At 65.8% G+C, this 17,019-nt stretch carries 15 protein-coding genes; 8 read left to right on the top strand and 7 right to left on the bottom strand.

From position 1 onward, the window contains the following. Positions 1-167: 167 nt before the first annotated feature. The 3 genes from AB0L63_RS12610 to AB0L63_RS12600 all read left to right on the top strand — a co-directional run bounded on the left by AB0L63_RS12610 (position 168) and on the right by AB0L63_RS12600 (position 4,368). Complete coding sequence (locus AB0L63_RS12610; protein ID WP_364498738.1) at positions 168-1,304, top strand: hypothetical protein; 1,137 nt, start codon at positions 168-170, stop codon at positions 1,302-1,304. A 185-nt stretch (positions 1,305-1,489) separates the two neighbouring features. Beyond that, positions 1,490-1,915: a DUF1707 domain-containing protein gene (locus AB0L63_RS12605; RefSeq protein ID WP_364498735.1), complete on the top strand. Its 426-nt coding sequence runs from the start codon at positions 1,490-1,492 to the stop codon at positions 1,913-1,915. A gap of 272 nt (positions 1,916-2,187) precedes the next feature. Then, positions 2,188-4,368, top strand: coding sequence for a hypothetical protein (locus AB0L63_RS12600; protein WP_364498732.1), 2,181 nt, complete (start codon positions 2,188-2,190; stop codon positions 4,366-4,368). 304 nt (positions 4,369-4,672) lie between these two features. On the opposite strand, the gene AB0L63_RS12595 is transcribed toward AB0L63_RS12600, so the two are convergent. After that, positions 4,673-5,629: a LysR substrate-binding domain-containing protein gene (locus tag AB0L63_RS12595; protein ID WP_364498729.1), complete on the bottom strand. Its 957-nt coding sequence runs from the start codon at positions 5,627-5,629 to the stop codon at positions 4,673-4,675. 69 nt (positions 5,630-5,698) lie between these two features. On the opposite strand from AB0L63_RS12595, the gene AB0L63_RS12590 reads away from it, so the two are divergent. Then, entirely contained in the window at positions 5,699-6,211 is a 513-nt protein-coding gene (locus AB0L63_RS12590) for a GNAT family N-acetyltransferase (RefSeq protein ID WP_364498726.1), read from the top strand. A gap of 70 nt (positions 6,212-6,281) precedes the next feature. Here the strand turns inward: AB0L63_RS12590 and AB0L63_RS12585 are convergent, their stop codons facing one another. The 5 genes from AB0L63_RS12585 to AB0L63_RS12565 all read right to left on the bottom strand — a co-directional run bounded on the left by AB0L63_RS12585 (position 6,282) and on the right by AB0L63_RS12565 (position 9,750). Next, positions 6,282-6,731 carry a DUF350 domain-containing protein gene (locus AB0L63_RS12585; protein ID WP_364498723.1) on the bottom strand — a complete coding sequence of 150 codons (450 nt, stop codon included), beginning with the start codon at positions 6,729-6,731 and terminating at the stop codon, positions 6,282-6,284. 29 nt (positions 6,732-6,760) lie between these two features. Beyond that, a complete protein-coding gene (locus AB0L63_RS12580; RefSeq protein WP_364498720.1) occupies positions 6,761-7,924 on the bottom strand; it encodes a glutathionylspermidine synthase family protein in 1,164 nt (387 codons plus the stop codon). After that, positions 7,924-8,535 carry a hypothetical protein gene (locus AB0L63_RS12575; RefSeq protein ID WP_364498718.1) on the bottom strand — a complete coding sequence of 204 codons (612 nt, stop codon included), beginning with the start codon at positions 8,533-8,535 and terminating at the stop codon, positions 7,924-7,926. The genes AB0L63_RS12580 and AB0L63_RS12575 overlap by 1 nt, the downstream gene beginning before the upstream one ends. Positions 8,536-9,001: 466 nt before the next feature. Continuing rightward, complete coding sequence (locus AB0L63_RS12570; protein ID WP_364498716.1) at positions 9,002-9,280, bottom strand: acylphosphatase; 279 nt, start codon at positions 9,278-9,280, stop codon at positions 9,002-9,004. Continuing rightward, positions 9,280-9,750, bottom strand: coding sequence for an OsmC family protein (locus AB0L63_RS12565; RefSeq protein ID WP_364498713.1), 471 nt, complete (start codon positions 9,748-9,750; stop codon positions 9,280-9,282). The genes AB0L63_RS12570 and AB0L63_RS12565 overlap by 1 nt, the downstream gene beginning before the upstream one ends. Before the next feature lie 384 nt (positions 9,751-10,134). Between AB0L63_RS12565 and AB0L63_RS12560 the strand changes: the two genes are divergently transcribed. The 4 genes from AB0L63_RS12560 to AB0L63_RS12545 all read left to right on the top strand — a co-directional run bounded on the left by AB0L63_RS12560 (position 10,135) and on the right by AB0L63_RS12545 (position 16,233). Beyond that, on the top strand, positions 10,135-10,842 hold the full coding sequence (locus AB0L63_RS12560) for a helix-turn-helix domain-containing protein (protein WP_364498711.1): 708 nt from the start codon (positions 10,135-10,137) through the stop codon (positions 10,840-10,842). Next, positions 10,839-13,445 carry a PEP/pyruvate-binding domain-containing protein gene (locus tag AB0L63_RS12555; protein ID WP_364498709.1) on the top strand — a complete coding sequence of 869 codons (2,607 nt, stop codon included), beginning with the start codon at positions 10,839-10,841 and terminating at the stop codon, positions 13,443-13,445. Before AB0L63_RS12560 ends, AB0L63_RS12555 begins: the two co-directional genes overlap by 4 nt. A gap of 23 nt (positions 13,446-13,468) precedes the next feature. Further along, a complete protein-coding gene (locus AB0L63_RS12550) occupies positions 13,469-14,350 on the top strand; it encodes an alpha/beta hydrolase fold domain-containing protein (RefSeq protein ID WP_364498707.1) in 882 nt (293 codons plus the stop codon). 239 nt (positions 14,351-14,589) lie between these two features. Next, on the top strand, positions 14,590-16,233 hold the full coding sequence (locus tag AB0L63_RS12545) for a CocE/NonD family hydrolase (protein WP_364498704.1): 1,644 nt from the start codon (positions 14,590-14,592) through the stop codon (positions 16,231-16,233). A 75-nt stretch (positions 16,234-16,308) separates the two neighbouring features. Here AB0L63_RS12545 and AB0L63_RS12540 read toward each other — a convergent pair whose 3' ends face one another. Next, on the bottom strand, positions 16,309-17,016 hold the full coding sequence (locus AB0L63_RS12540) for a response regulator (RefSeq protein WP_364498701.1): 708 nt from the start codon (positions 17,014-17,016) through the stop codon (positions 16,309-16,311). Between the last annotated feature and the right edge of the window lie 3 nt (positions 17,017-17,019).

Here is a 17,019-nt window from a genome sequence, read left to right as displayed (position 1 = left end):
CAAGTGCGCAGCCTGTCAGCACACCGGATGGTGTGTCCCCTGACTTCGCAGTAACTCCAACTCCGCCGAACCGACCGGTATGCGCTTGCGGTATCGCCGGACTGCCGGGGCGCATACGATCCAGTCTGATTCGCCAGCGGACCGGCAGTTCGGGGGGAGTGCAGAGCATGTCATCGGCCAAGACCAGCACCGTGCTCGGTCTAGTCCGTCATGCGACGACGCTGCGGCTGACCCGCATCACGACACTGGTCGTGGGGAGCCTGGTGTTTCTGCATGCGTGCGAGGTCAGCCGGAAAAGCGATTTGTCCGATGTCTGGGTGCAGGTCGGCGTCGCCGCCGGATTCGCGCTCATCGGCCTGATAGCCGCCTGGTTCGAGGTGCGGGCCGCCGACCACGCCACCACCCGTGCCCGCACCGACATCCGCGGTTTCCGCATCGAATCCGACGGCATAACGGTCCGGGCCCGCATCACCCGCTCCGGCGATCTCGTCTTCCACGGCCACGACACCAGCGGCGCTGCTCCGGCCTACGAATGGGATTGGGCCTTCCGGACCACCACCTTCTCCGCCATCCGCGCCGCTCTCGGCGGTGGCCGGGGCGACCTGATGGACCTCCTCGAACACACCGTCCCCGACCTGGACCGCCACGACCCCGGCGCTTGGCTGCACAACCAGGGCATCCCCGCTGCCTTCCGCGAACGCGGCGACACCTCCCACCGCATCACCCGCGAACTGCCGGTGCTGGACCCTGAAGCTCCCCGCCGCGATCAGTCCCGCGAATCCATTGGGGCACATAAGCTATCGAGCAAGCGCCGCAATGTACGCGACCACGTGGACCCGCCTCGCCCCAGCCGAAGCCGCCGCCAACCACCCGACCAAGACACTCCAGCTCCCACCCGCCACCGGGCCGACGCCCCGCGCTCCCAAAATCACCGTAACTCCGACAACCGCTTCGACGAACCGCCGACTCGACGCGACCAGCCGTCGAACACGCGCCGAAGAGCGAGCGAGCGGTCGGAGTGGCGTGCGGATAGAACAGGCGAGAGACCTCGCTCCCGTAGGAACGAATCGCTCGACGACTCGTGGGACGAGCAACCCGACTCACGCCACCACGGCCCCTCCCGCCGCCCTTTCGACCAGAATTCCGGCGCACACCACACCTGGTCGGACCCATACGGCCACGAACCTCCGAGCGCACACCGCCAAGGGCTGTCCGGCGCACACCCCAGCGAACCGTCTCGGCCATCGCAGCGCGAACCATGGGGACTGAACGAGCAACCGGTCCGGCGTCATCGCAGGTCATAGGCCGAACGAACAGCAGAGTTCAGCAAGGCTTCGGTTACACCCGGAATCTTGGACTCATCGGCGCCGAGGCCGACTCGACCGCGTCCCGGTACACCGCCACACCAGAGGTTGACATTCCACATTGGAGGGTTCATGCTGTTTCATATTCCAATGTGGAATATGGATCTAGTCGTTAGGAACTGGACATGGAAATCTCGCCTGGTACTCGGGCTTCCGATGCGGAGCGCGAGAAGGTTGTGCGCCTGCTCGGACGGCATATGGCCGACGGTCGGATCGATCTCGCCGAATACGATCAGCGCGTCGCGCGCGTCTACGAGACCGGCGTTCGCGACGATCTGCAACTGGTGCTGTCGGATCTGCCGAAGCTGCCGAAAGAGTCGGCCGTACAGAAGAATTCGATGAGCCGCTTCCCGATCTGGCAGCAGATCGAAGGTACTTCGTGGCTCGGCGTGAGCGTGCTGGTGCTCGCCATCTGGGCGGCGATCTCGATGAGCGTCGGGGAACTCACCTACCCGTGGCCGATCTGGGTCATCGGTCCGTGGGGTGCAGTGCTCGCCTTCCGCATGCTGGCCGGTTTCGAATCGGGCCGGTTCGGTCGTCACACCAACTGACACATCGTGCCGGTCGGGTCCGCCGTGGCGCAATTGCGCACGGCGGAGCGGGCCTCCCGTTTCCGGCCTGATCGAGCTGCTCGAGACCGAGCACAGACGCACAGCCGAATCACCGAGCCAGCGCGCCGCCACCGTGCCCACGCACGTCGACATCCCGCCCGAAGCAAGATCGCGCAGGCTTGCCGCCAGGTACTCCCCGCCGGCAAGAAGGCACGCCGCGCGTGGGCGCGAAGTTGTCGACCGGCTCGGGCGTGACACTACGGTGGGGTGACATGGACAGCGTCGCGGTGTTGGAGTGCGTCGATGTCGCGCCTGTGCCTGCGCGGTGTTGGCGGGCGCTCGGGGTGGCACGGGGTGTGCTCGGCGTGGCGTTGGGGCTCGTGCTGGTGCAGTTGGTGATCCGGTGGTGGGTGGCGTGGAGCGGTTTTTTCTATTGGGACGATCTGATTTTGGTGGGGCGGGCCGGTAGTTATTCGCTGTGGTCCGCTGATTTGCTGTTGTACGACCATGATGGGCATTTCATGCCGTTGGCGTTCGCTACGGCTTGGGTGGTGACCGCGGTTGCGCCGTTGACATGGGCTGGGCCGGTGGTGTCACTGGTGGTATTGCAGCTCGCGGCGTCGGTGGCGGTGGTACGGATGCTGGTCGTGCTGATGGGGATGCGGTGGGCGATTCTGGTGCCGCTCGGGTTCTATCTGTTCTGTCCGCTGACGCTTCCAGCGTTCGCGTGGTGGGCCGCCGCGCTCAATGCACTGCCACTGCAATTCGCGCTCGCGTGGGTGATCGGTGATGCCGTGCGGCTGGTCGAGACGGAGCGGCGGCGGTACGCGATATCGGGGGTCGTGGTGCTGGCGGTGGCGCTGCTCTTCTTCGAGAAGTCGGTGATCGTGCCGTTCGCCGCATTCGCCGTCGCTGTACTCGCTCGGCACGTCGACGGTCTCGGATCCGCGCTGCGGGTTGTGGCGCGGCGTGGGGCGGCGCTGTGGGTCGGTTCCGGCGTGGTGATCGCCTGCTGGCTGGCCGGATATCTTGCGGTGGTGGATGTTTCGGCGGTGCATACCACTCCGGCGGAATTGCGTGACTTATTGCCCGGCGCAACATCATTGGGGATTGTGCCGACATTGTTCGGCGGACCGTGGAGTTGGGAGCGTTGGTTGCCGTCGACACCGTGGGCGGATCCGCCGAGTTGGACGGTGGTGTCGGCGTGGGTCGCACTGTGCGCATTGGTGCTGTTGTCCCTGCGTGCTCGGCTCCGCGTGTGGCCGGTGTGGGTGGCAGCGGCGGCGTACGTGCTCGTCGCCCAACTGCCGGTCGCGTTGGCCCGCAGCGGACCGAACACCGCCGCCGAACTGATGCAGTCCCTGCGCTATTTCGCCGATATCGCAGTGGTGTTGACCGCAGCGGGTGCGCTGATACTGCGTGCTCAACCGCGCGGCCGTGTTCCGGACCTGCTCCCGGATTCGAGTGACGACGCGACTGCAACGGGCAGTGGGGTTGCTGCGGCGGCTCACGATTCGCGGCGTGGAGCGGCTGCGGCACGCGGCCGCGTTGGCGCGTTGCTTGCGGGTGCACGCAACCGCGCCGCTGCGGTGCTCCCCGACTCGCCATGCGACGCGACCAACCCGCATGAACGCACTTCGGCGCGGCGGTCCAGTCCGGCAGATGACGCGACAGTCCCACGCAGTGGGGATGGAGCGGCTCGCGATTCGCGAGATGGGGCGGGGGTGTTGGCGGGGCAGAGTTCCGGGTTGCTGGGAGGTCGGGCGGCTGGGCGGGTCTTCAGGGTGGGTGGGCGCAGGGTGAGAGCGGTGGATGGGCGGGTTATGGCCTTGTTGGTAGTGGCGTTTCTGGTGAGTTGTCTGTGGTCTACTGCGGGTTTTGTGGAGTCTTGGCGGGTCGATCCGACGAGGGCGTATGTGGCGAATGTGAAGGCGGGGTTGGCTAGGCTCGATGGAGGGCCGCTGCTTGAGCAGGAGGTGCCGTGGAATGTGTTGAATCCGACGGCGTATCCGCAGAATTTGACGAGTCGCGTGTTTGCGCCGTTGGCGAAGCCCAGTACCTTTGCCGACTCGACGCCGCATCTGCGGATGATTACTGATAGCGGCGAGATCGTCGAGGCGGCGGTGTGGTGGAACCGCAGTATTCTGCCGGGGCCGGAGCCCGGCTGCGGCTACCGGATCCAGGGGCCGCAGCCGACCGATGTTCCGCTCGACGGGCCGATGCTCGAACACGAATGGACTGTGCAGCTCAACTATCTGGCCAACCGGGATGGACGCATTACTGTCTCGTTCGAACACGGCGAACCGGTGGGCGCGCCGGTTCGCAAGGGGTTGAATACCGTCTACGTTCGCGTTGTCGGCAGCGGGACCACGCTTCGAATCAGCCCTCGCACACCAGGACTCGACCTCTGTCTCGGGGTCGGGCCCGTAGGAGTCGCCTCCTACGACAACTGACCCATGGACACATGAACGCTATGTGCGATTGAGCTCCACTCGCAATCGACGGCTGCCAGAACAATGATAACGACACCGACGAGGTGGCGAAACGGCTGTGCCACAGTCGTATTGCTGTCTGCGGTGCGAAGTCCCATGCATCTGGCACCGGCTTTGCCGCCAGACGCCACCGCCCCGCGTGAATCAGCGATACCGAGCCGACGAGTGACCTCCCGCTTGTTGCGGCTACAGCGCCTGATTTCTGGCGGCAATCCACCGACCAGAGGACGGCGGCAAACAGGACAGTCGCAGGTGATTTCGCCGACTACTCGACCACCGCAGTGAGATCTGCTGCCGCACATGCCGTTCGAGCCTCTGGTCCGCTCGGTCGAGCGTCACCGTTCGGCAGTAGCGCCAGGAAGTTGCGGATGAGAGCGCGATCGTCATCGCCCCGGTGAGCCACGTAAACCGTTGTCGTGGCGGCAGTTTCGGTGAGTGGCACGATGCGGACGGTCCGCGGCGCAGTGAACGTCGCGCTACGCGGTGCGATGGTGACGCCCAGCCCCTCACCCACCAAGTAGAGGATGGTGGTCCAGTTGTTGCCCTCCTGCACGATGCGGGGCCGATGACCAGCTTCCACCAGGGGCCGCAGGTTCTTGTCGTGGGCATGGGAGCCCGCGACCCGGGGGAAGAACACGAGCGGGTCCTCGGCGAGGTCGGGGCCGGTGAGGGCGGCATAGTCAGCCAGCGGGTGATCGACCGGCAGCACTGCCATGAACGGCTCGGTGACCAACGGGAATACGACGGTGTCGGGCTGCTCGTCGGGGTCGCGCACGATCGCCATATCGAGCGCGCCGTGGCCGAGCTGCGCCATCATGTGGGTGGTGTAGCCCTCGATGAGGTCGATCTGGACCAGCGGGTAGCAGTCTCGGAACTGCCGGACACTGCGAAGCAGTTTCAGCGGCAGCACCGACGGGACAAAGCCCAGGTAAAGCCGTCCCTGGCTACCCTGGCCGATGCGCGCGACCTCGTCCAGGTCGCGAGCCGCATGACCGAGGATCGCCGCGGCCCGCTCATGCAGCACCGCTCCCGCCGGGGTCAGGGCGACACTGCGCGAGGTGCGGTCGAACACACGGGTCCCCAACAGCGTCTCCAGCCGCTGGATTTGCTGGGTCAGCGCGGGTTGAGCGATGTGCAGCCGTACGGCAGCCCGGCCGAAATGCAGTTCCTCGGCGACTGCCAGGAAGTAGCGCAGGTGCCGCAGTTCAACCCCTTCAATCATAAGTTCAACATATCAATCGGACCCATCAAGTATTGGACATGATGATTTACGGCCCGGCATGCTGACAACGTGACACAGCAGACCGAACCCGCTGCCACCGAACAGATCGACATCATCGTCGTCGAGCCGATGTCGAGCCCGGCCGATGCACGGGCGTTCAAGGAACTCAACGAGGAATGGATCGTCGAGCTGTTCTCCCTCGAACCCGCCGACTCCGTCAAACTGGACAACCCGGAGCGCGAGATCGTCGCCAAGGGCGGACAGGTACTCATCGCCCGCGACGGCGAGGACATCGTCGGATGTGTGGCGCTGGTGCTGGCGGGTGACGGCGTGTTCGAGCTGTCGAAAATGGCTGTGGCGCGGCGGCGCCGCGGCCGCGGCCTCGGTCGCATCATCCTGGAGGAGGCCATCGACTACGCCCGACGGCAGGGCGCCACGGCGTTGTTCCTCGGTAGCAGCACTAAGCTGGCCGACGCTGTGCATCTGTACGAATCGATCGGTTTCGTGCACGTCCCGAACGATCGAATCGGGCCGATGCCGTATGAGCGCGCGGACGTGTTCATGCGGTACGAGCTGGACTGACCGGTTGTGGCTGAGGCGCAACCGCGCGCCTTGGACGTGGGTCCGCCGCACCGGCCTTCCGCTCGGGGAACTACAGAATGGCGAAGGCGACAACCAGACCGAGCGCGAAATGCGCGGCGGCCACCACGAGCACCTTGGTGGTGTAGACATCGGATGCCAGCGCGGCGCCGATATCGATGCCGAGCGCGCGCTCGATGACCCGCACCGAGATAACCTGCGCGACAATGCCGACCAGCCCATACACGCTGGCCGCGATGAGCCCTTCTGAAAGCTTGCCCGCCGATGCGTAGGTCGCAACCACCACGATCAAGGCCATGCTGACCATGCCCGCGGCGGCGACGATTACGGCATTGGGTTTACCCGCGACGACCAGGGCCCGCAGCCTACCGGGTGTGGTCAGATCGATGGCGTAGAAGCCGACGAGTATGAGAGTCAAGCCGACAATGGCGTAGAGGACGATGGCGCCGACGCCGGTGCCGAGCGAGTTCCAGTAACCCGATTCGAGGGCAACTGCGGTCATCGTGATCCTTCCGAGGTGAGGTCGCGTGGTTACTGCGTAATGCGGTGCGGGACAAAGGCCGAGCCGTCATCGGTGATCAATCCGGCGGTTTCGCGTAACCCCAGCCCTGCCGCGTTGTCACCGACGATCCAGGCACCGAGGACCGGACGCATATCGTCGAATTCCGGTAGCGGGTCCAGCAATTGGTAGACGAATCCCTCTTCGCCGTAGACCCCACCGGTGGCCGTCTCCAGACCCGCGCCGACAATGGTCATGTTCGCACCCTCGCGCCCCAGCTTCGGCTTGCGAATGTATTCGGTGAGCTCATTGGGCTGATCGAGATAGGCGGGCAATAGATTCGGGTGCCCGGGATACATCTCCCACAGGATCGCGAGGATCGCCTTATTGCTCAGCAGGGTTTTCCACAGCGGCTCGACCCACATGGTCTGCGGCAGGCTCGCGACCACACGCTTACCGAAATCGTCGTCGAGCACCCACTCCCACGGATAGAGCTTGAAGATCGCATCGATCGACCCCTCGGCCAGATCGACGAAACGCTCCAGCTCGCTGTCGAATCCGACCTCCTCGATCGGCAGCGCGATGGTGTCGAACCCGGCCTCGGCCGCGGTCTCCTGCATGTACGCGGTGGTGACATTGTCCTCACCGGTGGCGTCCGCACCAGACCAGGTGAAATGCAATTGCGCCGACGGCAGGATGTCGCGCAACTCGGTCCAGCGCTCGACCAGCTTCTCGTGCAGGGAATTCCACTGATCGCCGTCCGGATAGAGTGCGGTGAGCCAGTGCCACTGCACAATTGCCGCCTCCAATAGTGAGGTCGGTGTATCGGCATTGTACTCCAACAGTTTCGCCGGACGGCGGGCGTCATAGCGCAGATCGAAGCGCCCGTAGACATGCGGGTCATTGCGCTTCCAGGATTCTGCGATCGGCCCCCAACTCCATTCGGGCAGACCGAAATCCTTGTACCGCTCGGTGAGCACGACATGTTCGACGGCATTCAGACACATCGAATGCAGCAGTTCGACATCAGCTTCCAGCGCGAGGATTTCCGGCATCTCGAACTCGTAGTGCACCGATTCATCCCAATACGGCCGGGGCAGACCGCTCGCATCCCGGCCGGGCGACCCGTAGACCAGCCCCTGGCCCTCGATGATCTGCTGCCAACCGGACCGCGGCGTACCGCGCACGCGTCGCATTACGAACCTCCGCCACTCTTGCTGCTGGTACCGAGACCGCCGCGGGTAATGGTGCTGCCGCTCTTGGTCGAGATCTGAGCGCCCTTGGGCTGCACCGTGGTTCCGCCGGTCGGCGGTTTGCCGACGGTGTTGTTGCCGCCGTAGTAGTAGCGGTACTGGTGCCCGTTGTAGATGAAGATCCCGTTGAGGCCGGTGTACGCACCGGTCGCGCCGGACCCGACGGCGGTCGAGGCGGTCTCGCACTGATCGTCGGGTGCGACGACCTCTTGACCGTTCTGATCGATCACGGTGCAATACGCGGTCACCTGAGCGGGTTTGGTGACTGCCCGATAGGCGAGATAACCACCACCGACCAGACCCGCGACACCGACAATCGCGACGCCGCCGATGAGTACGCGCTTGCGAGTGCGCTTCTTGTGCTCGGCGGCAGCCGCGGCGGCCCGCTGCTCCTCCTCCGCGCGTTTGCGTGCCTTATCGCGCGCCCGTGCCTCGGCCACCGTCGGCGGTCGCGGCTGGGTAACACCGGCCTCTTGCCGGTGGATACTGCCCGCGCGCGGTGGCGTGCCGAACCGCTTGGGCTGAGTCCCCGGCGACGGCCCGGTGCCCGGCACACCAGATTCACCTGGTGTACCAGACCCCGCGCCTGGCGAACCAGGATCGCCACCCGACGTACCTGACCCAGTACCAGCCGAACCAATACCGCTGCTCGGCGAACCAGCCCCAGCGGACCCGCCGCCCGGCGAGCCACCCGCACCACCCACAGAACCAGTCCCAGCCTCTGCCCCACCACCTCGTGCATCGGGCACATCAAGACCGGCACCCGGCGAGCCGAGCCCGCCCCCAGACGAACGAGGACCGCCGCCCGGGGAACCCGACCCGGCACCCACAGAACCAGGTCCGGCACCCGACGACAACGGTTGGGGCGGTGTAGTTTCGCGGCCCGCAGACCCAGCGCCGGGCGCGGGACTATTGGGCGTCGACGAGCTCGACTCCAGATCGGACTCCGGCCGATCCGCGTCGTCTCCCGCCCCTGGACCGCCGGTACTCAACGGTCACATCGCTCGGTCGAACGCACCACTACCGCTCCTCGAATCCGGACAAATCACCCCGCGCGAACTCCCAGCTTTCCACAACGAGGTCGACCCGACCAGGAGCATCTCCAGAACGCAGCAGATCCAGCAACATTTCGCATGCGGGTCGTGGACCTTCGGCTACTACATGCACCCGACCGTCGCGGGCGTTGGTGGCGTGTCCGACCAGTCCGAGCGCCAGCGCCCGCGAGCGCGTCCACCAGCGGAAGCCGACGCCCTGGACGTAGCCATGCACCCATGCGCTGAGCCGAACCGATTCCGACATCACGCGTCGATGGCGTCGATATCGAATGTCAGCGTGACCTTGGTACCGGCCTTCAGCGTCCGGCCGACGGTGCACACCTTGTCGATGGCGCGCTGCACGGTGACCAGCAGTCGCTCGCGGGCCTCCTCGTCCAATTCGCTGAGGTCCAGCTCGAATACCTCGTCGAGCTGCGGATACACCTCGTTCTCGCGGTCGGCGTCGCCGGAGACGCGGATGGTCGCGTCGAAGGCGTCGCCGAGCTTGCGCGAGAGCGGGAAGTCCGCGCTCAGTCCAGAGCAGCCCGCCAGGGCGATCTTCAGCAGCTCACCCGGGGTGAAGGCCCCGGGTACGCCCTGCGATGCGATCAATACCTCGGCACCGCGCGAGCTGCGGCCGGTGTACGCCCTGGTCCCGGTGCGCTCGACCCACAAGGTAGTGGGCTCGGTCGCAGCGGTGGTCGTGGTCGCGGATGCGGTGGTCTGGTCAGCCATGGTCTCGATCCTGCCAGTTCCGCCTTCCCGAATATTCAGGCCATACCAGTTGGGAGCCCCTCGAGTCAGGTTCAGATCCTGCGTCGTGTGCCTGGTCAGGTCTTGGGCGTACCCGACGAGTTACCCCATGTGCTGGCTGAAGAAGGGCCACAGGTAACACGGGAGAGTGGGTCCAGCCGGGGCGGTGGGCTACTTCGTCCAGCGAGACCGATCAGCGGCTCCTCGAGCCGATCCGCATTCTTCGGGCGCGACGGCGAACCCGCCTTCAACCTGCGCTGACGGATTGCCAGCCGGACAGCCGTGGATCGGATCTGTTGACGCGGGCATACACACCGCCTAATCTCAATTTTGACACTTTCACACAATTTGTCAGAAGGTCAATTGATGGTTGTCGACGAGCTGGAACGTGAGCGGGCGATCCTCGACACGGCGGCGGTGCTGCTGCTGCGGTTGGGTTACAACAGGCTCACCATGGGCGATGTTGCTGACGGGGTCGCGCTGCACCGGGGGCTGGTCTATCTGCACTTCAAGTCGAAGGACGAGTTGGTGGAGGCGGTGGCGCGGCGAGAGTTGGAGCGGTATTCGGGGCGGTGGCGCGAGCGCCTGTTGGCCGATCCGCAGGGCGGCAGTGTGGCCAGCGTTTACCGGGCTATGGCGGGGGCGCTACAGCAGTTGCCGCTGGCGGCAGCGGTCGTCGCCCGCGACCAGGGGATCTTCGGCAAGTATCTACGTCGCCCGGAGAACTTGTTCGAGAAGCTTGAAACTGTTGGTACCCAATCCTTTCTACAGGCCATGCAACAGGCGGGCGCCATCCGGGCGGAGATCGACACCCGGGCAGTGGCTTTCGTTCTCGATGCGTTGACTCCCGCGCTGCGGCAGACGTTTCCACGGCATGGCCAGGCGGTCACGGCATCGGCATTGCCATCAACCGAGCAGGTGGTAGATGCCCTGGCCGAGCTTCTGGAACTCGGGCTGACCCCGAGCTCCGGCGCCGATCTCGAGGCCGGAAAGGCGGTCATGCTCGACGCACTGGCGGGGGCGCAGGCCAAATTTTCCGACCGTTTCCGCTGCACCGAAACGGAGCAACGATGAATGCCATTGCAATAGAACCGAATTCGTATGTTCTCGCTTTGGCCGACCCCACCGCGACTCTGGCGGTTGCCGGTGGCAAGGGCAGCTCGCTGGCCCGGATGGCCGCGGCCGATCTGCCGGTACCGCCGGGCTTCCATGTGACGACGACTGCCTACCGAAGGTTCGTCGCCGCAGGCGGTCTGCACGACCGCATCGTCGCGGCGGCCGCCCGCGCGGTGGCCGACCAGCCCGAGGCCTGGACTACTGCAGCCGCGGAAATCTCCGATCTGATTGCCAGCCAACCCATTCCCGACGATGTTGCACGGCAGATCAGCGCCGCCCATGAGCGCCTGGGCGGCGTGGCGGTCGCGGTCCGATCCTCGGCGACGGCCGAGGATCTGCCCGGCATGTCGTTCGCCGGTCAGCAGGAGACCTACCTCAATATCCACGGCATCGCGGAGACGTTGGACGCGGTACGGCGGTGCTGGGCGTCGCTGTGGACCGACCGCGCCATCGGTTATCGTGCGCGTCAGCAGGTTTCCTCCGACGATGTGGCTTTAGCTGTCGTGGTGCAGGAGCTCGTGCCCGCCGAGGTCGCTGGAGTCGCCTTCACCGCCGATCCGCTGACCGGCGCGCGGGATCGTGTTCTGATCAACGCCGCGTGGGGTCTGGGTGAGGCCATTGTGAGCGGCCAGGTCACCCCCGACACGCTGGTCGTGGCGAAATCCGACGGCACGGTGCTGCGGCAGGATGTCAGCGACAAGCGGACCATGACCGTACGGACCGCGACCGGCACCCGGGAGGAACCGGTGCCCGAGCATCGGCGGCTCGAGCCGGCGCTGCGCCCAGCGGAGGCTGCCGAGCTGGCCGGCATAGCGGCCGGTATCGAGAATTACTACGACCAGCCGATGGATATCGAATGGGCGCTGCACGCTCACCGGTTCTATATCGTGCAGGCCCGCCCGATCACCGCACTGCCGGATCCCGCACCTGCGCCGGAGTTGCGCTGGGAACTACCGAATCCCAAGGGCAAGTATGTGCGGGGCAGTGTGATGGAGTTGCTGCCCGACCCGCTGTCGCCGCTGTTCGCCACGCTCGCGATTCCGGCATGGGAGCGGGCCACCAGCGCGCACTATCACAACATCGGGCTGCCCTACTTCGACGACCCGCTGGCGGTGATCAACGGCTACGGCTACTACAACACCAACTACACTGGCATGCTCGCGGTACGAATGGCGTTGGCGCAACCGCGGTTTCTGACCCGCACCCTGCCCCGCTATCTGCGCACCGCAGCGCAACGCTGGCGGACCGCGCACGACAGCTACCGAGCCACGGCCGACCGGTGGCAATCCAACGGTATCGCCACCGCACCGGCGGCGCGGCTACTCACGGGTATGCGTGAAATCGTCGATGAGGCCGCCGACTACTACCTGACCATCCAGGGCGGTGCCATACCCGCGGCCTATCTGAGCGAATTACTGTTCACGAAGGCCTACAACACCCTTCGCCACGACGACGATCCACCGGCTACGGCATTCCTGCTGGGTTACCTCAGCAAACCGATCCGGGCCGAGCGCGCGCTCTACGATCTGGCGCAATGGGCGCGCTCGCAACCCGGGCTGGCGCAACGATTGACAAGTCTGTCGCCCGCCGAGCGCGCCGACATCCTCACCGCCGACGATGCGGACGATCCCGCATGGCAGGAGTTCCGCAGCCGGTTCCAGGCACACCTGGCGGCCTACGGTGACATGGTCTACGACCTCGACTTCGCCAAGCCGCTGCCCGCCGAGGACCCCGCGACGCTGCTGCAAACGCTGCTGTACTTCCTCACCGATGACGTACCGGATCCCCATGTGCGCCAACGCACCGCGGCCGGCAACCGCGCCGCGGCGGTCCGCACCCTCGAACACAAACGTCACGGCCTACGTCGTTCGCTGGCGCTGCGACTGTTGGGCTGGGCGCAGTCGGCGGCCCCGCTGCGGGAGAACGCGCTCGCCGACATCGGGCTCGGCTGGCCTGCGGTACGACAATTGCTCGGCGAGTTCGGTAACCGATTGGCCGCGGTCGGCGCCATCACCTACGCTGCCGACCTGTGCTGGCTGGAGCTACCGGAGCTGGAAGCCGCTGCGGCAGCATTGGATTCCGCGCTGACGCCAGCAGATTACCGTGCTGTGATCGCCGAGCGACGCACCGTGTGGCAGGCCCAGCGTGCGATGAAGGCGCCGCATATGCTCCCGGAAAAGGCGAAGGTTCTCGGCATCGACTTCGCCGGAGAATCCAACCACGACTCCGTCGAGGGTACCGTCATCAGGGGAACCCCCGGCAGCCCCGGATCGGTGAGCGGTCCGGCTCGAATCATTCACGGCCCCAGCGAATTCGATCGCATGCGCCCGGGTGACGTGCTGGTCGCGACAATAACCACACCGGCCTGGACGCCGCTGTTCGCGCTCGCCTCCGCGATCGTCACCGACGTCGGCGGCGCACTGAGCCACAGCTCGATCGTCGCACGCGAGTACCACATCCCCGCCGTGCTCGGCACGGGCATCGCCACCGAACACCTGCACGACGACCAGCAGATCACCGTCGACGGCGATGCCGGCACAGTGACCGCGCACAACCACTGATCCCCGGCTTGGAACATCCCGACATGCACCCGATCATCGACGAGCTCATTCCCCTGTCACCGCAAGCACCCGACCCACAACGGAACCCGACACCGTACGGACAGTCGACAGTCATCCCTGAGCTCCAGGGCCACCGAAACCTGACAGTAATCCGTAACGTCACCCAACCGGCGCTGAGCGTCCATCGTCCGGATCCGGGTCGGGCCACCGGCACCGCCGTAATCGTCTGTCCCGGTGGCAGCTTCATCACCCTCACCCAGAGCGCCACCGAAATCTCCACACAACTTGCACGCCAGGGCATTACGGCCTTCACGCTGCGTTACCGCCTACTACCGACCCCGACACAGGACGGGCAGTTCCTCCAAGACTGGGGCGGACACACGATGGCGGAGATCCAGGCCCATTCCCGCATATCCATCCAGGACGCCCGGCAGGCTGTCCGGGTGGTCCGCGCCCGCGCCGCCACCGAACGGCTGGATCCGCACCGGATCGGCATCCTCGGCTTCTCGGCCGGCGGTCTGCTCGCCCTGGCCGCCGCCACCGACTACGACACCACCGCGCGCCCCGACTTCGCAGCGCCGATCTACCCGGCCGTTTGGCACGACTACCAGGTACCGAGCGACGCACCACCACTGTTCCTGTGCTGCGCCGCCGACGACCCGGGCGACAAGGTAGTCGAGAAAAGTATTGCACTGCAACAAGACTGGCGAAATGTCGGACGACCGGTCGAAATGCACATCTACGAGCGCGGTGGCCACGGCTTCGCCGAGAGACCACAAGGGCTACCTTGCGACACCTGGCTGGACCGCTACCTCGACTGGGTCCGATCCCACGGATTCCAAGTCGGCACGACTCCTGCTCTCCGAGATAAAACTCGGCAGTCGAGCATGCCGGCACAGGGATGAGAGGACTTCCGGTGGAGCCGTCCACTTCGCACCGTGTCGATGAATGACCGAAAAGGGCATGACATGTCGGCGCCGACTCCGCATTCGATCACCTTCGAGGACCGGCAGGCCATCGAGGAGACCATCCACCGCTACTTCGCAGAGCGGCTCAATCCGCCGCTTGGACACGAGTTCCCAGGCACAACCACATATTTCGGCAGTGCGAGGGCCAGCTCGGCTCACGAAAGAGGATGATTCACATGACCATTGACGCCGCCCGGACCACACCCACCCGGCCTGATCGGTGGGAGCGAACCGTCGACCGGTTGATCTCCCGGCAGTTCGGTCTGCGCCCGCAGACCAGCGAATACCAGGTGAGCCGGAACCTGCGGATCCCAATGCGCGACGGGGCCGAACTGCTGGCCGACCACTACGCGCCGGTGGGTGCGGCCGTCGGCACGGTGCTGGTGCGGTCGGTGTATGGATGGGAGGGCATCGTCGCCGCGATGTACCGAGCCCAATTCCCCACGCGTGGTTATCATCTCGTGCTGGTGCGCTGTCGGGGCACCTTCGGTTCCGGCGGCGAATTCCAGCCGTTGGTGCGCGAAATCGACGACGGCGCCGACACCGTCGCGTGGCTGCGGACGCAGCCCTGGTTCGACGGCAGGCTCGCGACCGTCGGAAACTCCTATCTCGGCTTCACGCAGTGGGCGCTGCTGATGGACCCGCCGCCGGAGCTGGCCGCCGCGGTGATCCAGACCGCGCCGCACGACTTCAGCCAGGCCCTGTATTTCGGTGGGTCGTTCAACCTCGACTGGCTCGGCTGGAGCGAGAAGCTGGCCGTCCAGGAACGTCTCGGTACGCTGCGCTTGGCACTGCGTGCGGCCACGGCCCGGCGGCGGCACGAGCGCGTGCTGTCGTCTATGCCGCTCGCGGATGCGGCCGACCAGCTCTGTGAGGGACGCGCGCCGTGGTTCCGGGACTGGGTCGGCACCGACGATCTCACCGATCCACGCTGGGCGCCGATGCGGCTCACCGAGGCCCTCGACCGGACGCAGATACCGGTGCTGCTGCAGTCCGGATGGCAGGACATCTTCCTCCCACAGACCAGGCAGCAGTACACGCGACTACGCGAGCGGGGTGTGGACGTGGCCCTTACCATGGGGCCGTGGACCCACCGGGAAACCGGCGGCAAGGGAATGAAGGTCCTCGCGCAAGAAACCCTCGACTGGCTCGACCGGCACGTCGCGAAGATCCCGGCACCGGCTCGGCCCGCGCCCGTCAAGATGTTCGTCACCGGCGCGAACGAGTGGCGCGAGTTCGATGACTGGCCCGAATACCCGTCGGATGAACTGCTGCACCCGACACCGACCGGTGGGTTGAGCGAGCAGCCCAGCACCGGCGAGCGCGAGTTCACCTACGACCCCGCTGACCCCACCCCGACCATCGGCGGTCGGCTGCTGGACCTGACCGGCGGCTACCGCGACGACAGCGCACTCGCCGACCGTGATGATGTGCTCACCTTCACCAGCGCACCGCTGCCGGACGCGCTGGAGATCGCGGGGATCCCATGGGTGGAACTGGCACATCGCAGCGACAACCCACGCGCCGATCTGTTCGTCCGCCTCAGCGAGGTCGATCCGAAAGGACGGTCGCGCAACGTCAGTGACGGATTCCTGCGACTGCAGACGGACCGAGCGAACGACATCATCCGAATCGAACTGGACCCCATTGCGCACCGGTTTGCCGCCGGCAACCGGATTCGGCTACTGATCGCCGGCGGATCCTTCCCGCACTGGGAACGCAACCTAGGCACCGGCGCGGACCCGGCCACCTCGACAAGGCTTGTGCCGGCCGGCCACATCCTCGAACTCTCGACATCGCGGCTGCACCTTCCGACATAAGGCTGACGCGTGCCGGCCGACCCACACCGGCCCATCGGTTGTCACGGTGCTCGCAACAGCTGCCGCCTGGCGTCGCTATTCCTGGAAGCGGTAGCCCATTCCGGCCTCGGTCAGCAGATGTTTCGGATGCGACGGGTCGATCTCGAGCTTGCGCCGCAATTGCGCGAGATACACCCGCAGATAATGCGTTTCGGTGGCATACGACGGCCCCCACACCTCACGCAGCAGCTCGCGCCGCCCGACCAGTTTGCCGCGGTTGCGCACCAGCATCTCGAGCATGCCCCACTCGGTCGGGGTCAAATGTACCGGCTGACCGTTCTTGGTGACCTGCTTCGCGCTGAGGTCGACGGTGAACGAGGACGTCACCACCACGGGATCGGAGGTATCGGTATCGGTCGCGCCGCGCCGGACCGCGGCCCGCAGCCGGGCCAGCAGCTCATCCATCCCGAACGGCTTGGTGACGTAGTCGTCCGCGCCCGCGTCCAGCGCCTGCACCTTGTCGGTCGAATCCGTTCGCGCCGAAAGCACGATCACCGGCGCGACAGACCAGCCACGCAGCCCGGCCAGCACCTCGATGCCGTCCATATCGGGTAGACCCAGATCCAGAATGATCACATCGGGATGCTTATCGGCCGCCGCGCGCAATGCCGCCGCGCCCGTGCCCGCGGTGATCACCTCATAGCCGCGCACCGACAAATTGATGCGCAACGCGCGCACGATCTGCGGTTCGTCATCGACCACCAGCACCTTGGTCGACGGTGCTTCCTGCTTCTTGTCGGTCATTAC

The sequence above is a fragment of the Nocardia sp. NPDC051990 genome (assembly GCF_040680755.1).
Lineage (GTDB): Bacteria > Actinomycetota > Actinomycetes > Mycobacteriales > Mycobacteriaceae > Nocardia.
Note: the sequence above shows the minus strand (reverse complement) of the source record. Positions and strands in the feature narration are given on the sequence as shown.

Coding starts and splice junctions, on each gene's coding strand:
- AB0L63_RS12595 (WP_364498729.1), bottom strand. CDS start 5,629: ATGATTGAAGGGGTTGAACTGCGGCACCTGCGCTACTTCCTGGCAGTC.
- AB0L63_RS12555 (WP_364498709.1), top strand. CDS start 10,839: ATGAATGCCATTGCAATAGAACCGAATTCGTATGTTCTCGCTTTGGCC.
- AB0L63_RS12605 (WP_364498735.1), top strand. CDS start 1,490: ATGGAAATCTCGCCTGGTACTCGGGCTTCCGATGCGGAGCGCGAGAAG.
- AB0L63_RS12585 (WP_364498723.1), bottom strand. CDS start 6,731: ATGACCGCAGTTGCCCTCGAATCGGGTTACTGGAACTCGCTCGGCACC.
- AB0L63_RS12565 (WP_364498713.1), bottom strand. CDS start 9,750: ATGGCTGACCAGACCACCGCATCCGCGACCACGACCACCGCTGCGACC.
- AB0L63_RS12610 (WP_364498738.1), top strand. CDS start 168: ATGTCATCGGCCAAGACCAGCACCGTGCTCGGTCTAGTCCGTCATGCG.
- AB0L63_RS12545 (WP_364498704.1), top strand. CDS start 14,590: ATGACCATTGACGCCGCCCGGACCACACCCACCCGGCCTGATCGGTGG.
- AB0L63_RS12570 (WP_364498716.1), bottom strand. CDS start 9,280: ATGTCGGAATCGGTTCGGCTCAGCGCATGGGTGCATGGCTACGTCCAG.
- AB0L63_RS12560 (WP_364498711.1), top strand. CDS start 10,135: ATGGTTGTCGACGAGCTGGAACGTGAGCGGGCGATCCTCGACACGGCG.
- AB0L63_RS12550 (WP_364498707.1), top strand. CDS start 13,469: ATGCACCCGATCATCGACGAGCTCATTCCCCTGTCACCGCAAGCACCC.
- AB0L63_RS12580 (WP_364498720.1), bottom strand. CDS start 7,924: ATGCGACGCGTGCGCGGTACGCCGCGGTCCGGTTGGCAGCAGATCATC.
- AB0L63_RS12540 (WP_364498701.1), bottom strand. CDS start 17,016: ATGACCGACAAGAAGCAGGAAGCACCGTCGACCAAGGTGCTGGTGGTC.
- AB0L63_RS12600 (WP_364498732.1), top strand. CDS start 2,188: ATGGACAGCGTCGCGGTGTTGGAGTGCGTCGATGTCGCGCCTGTGCCT.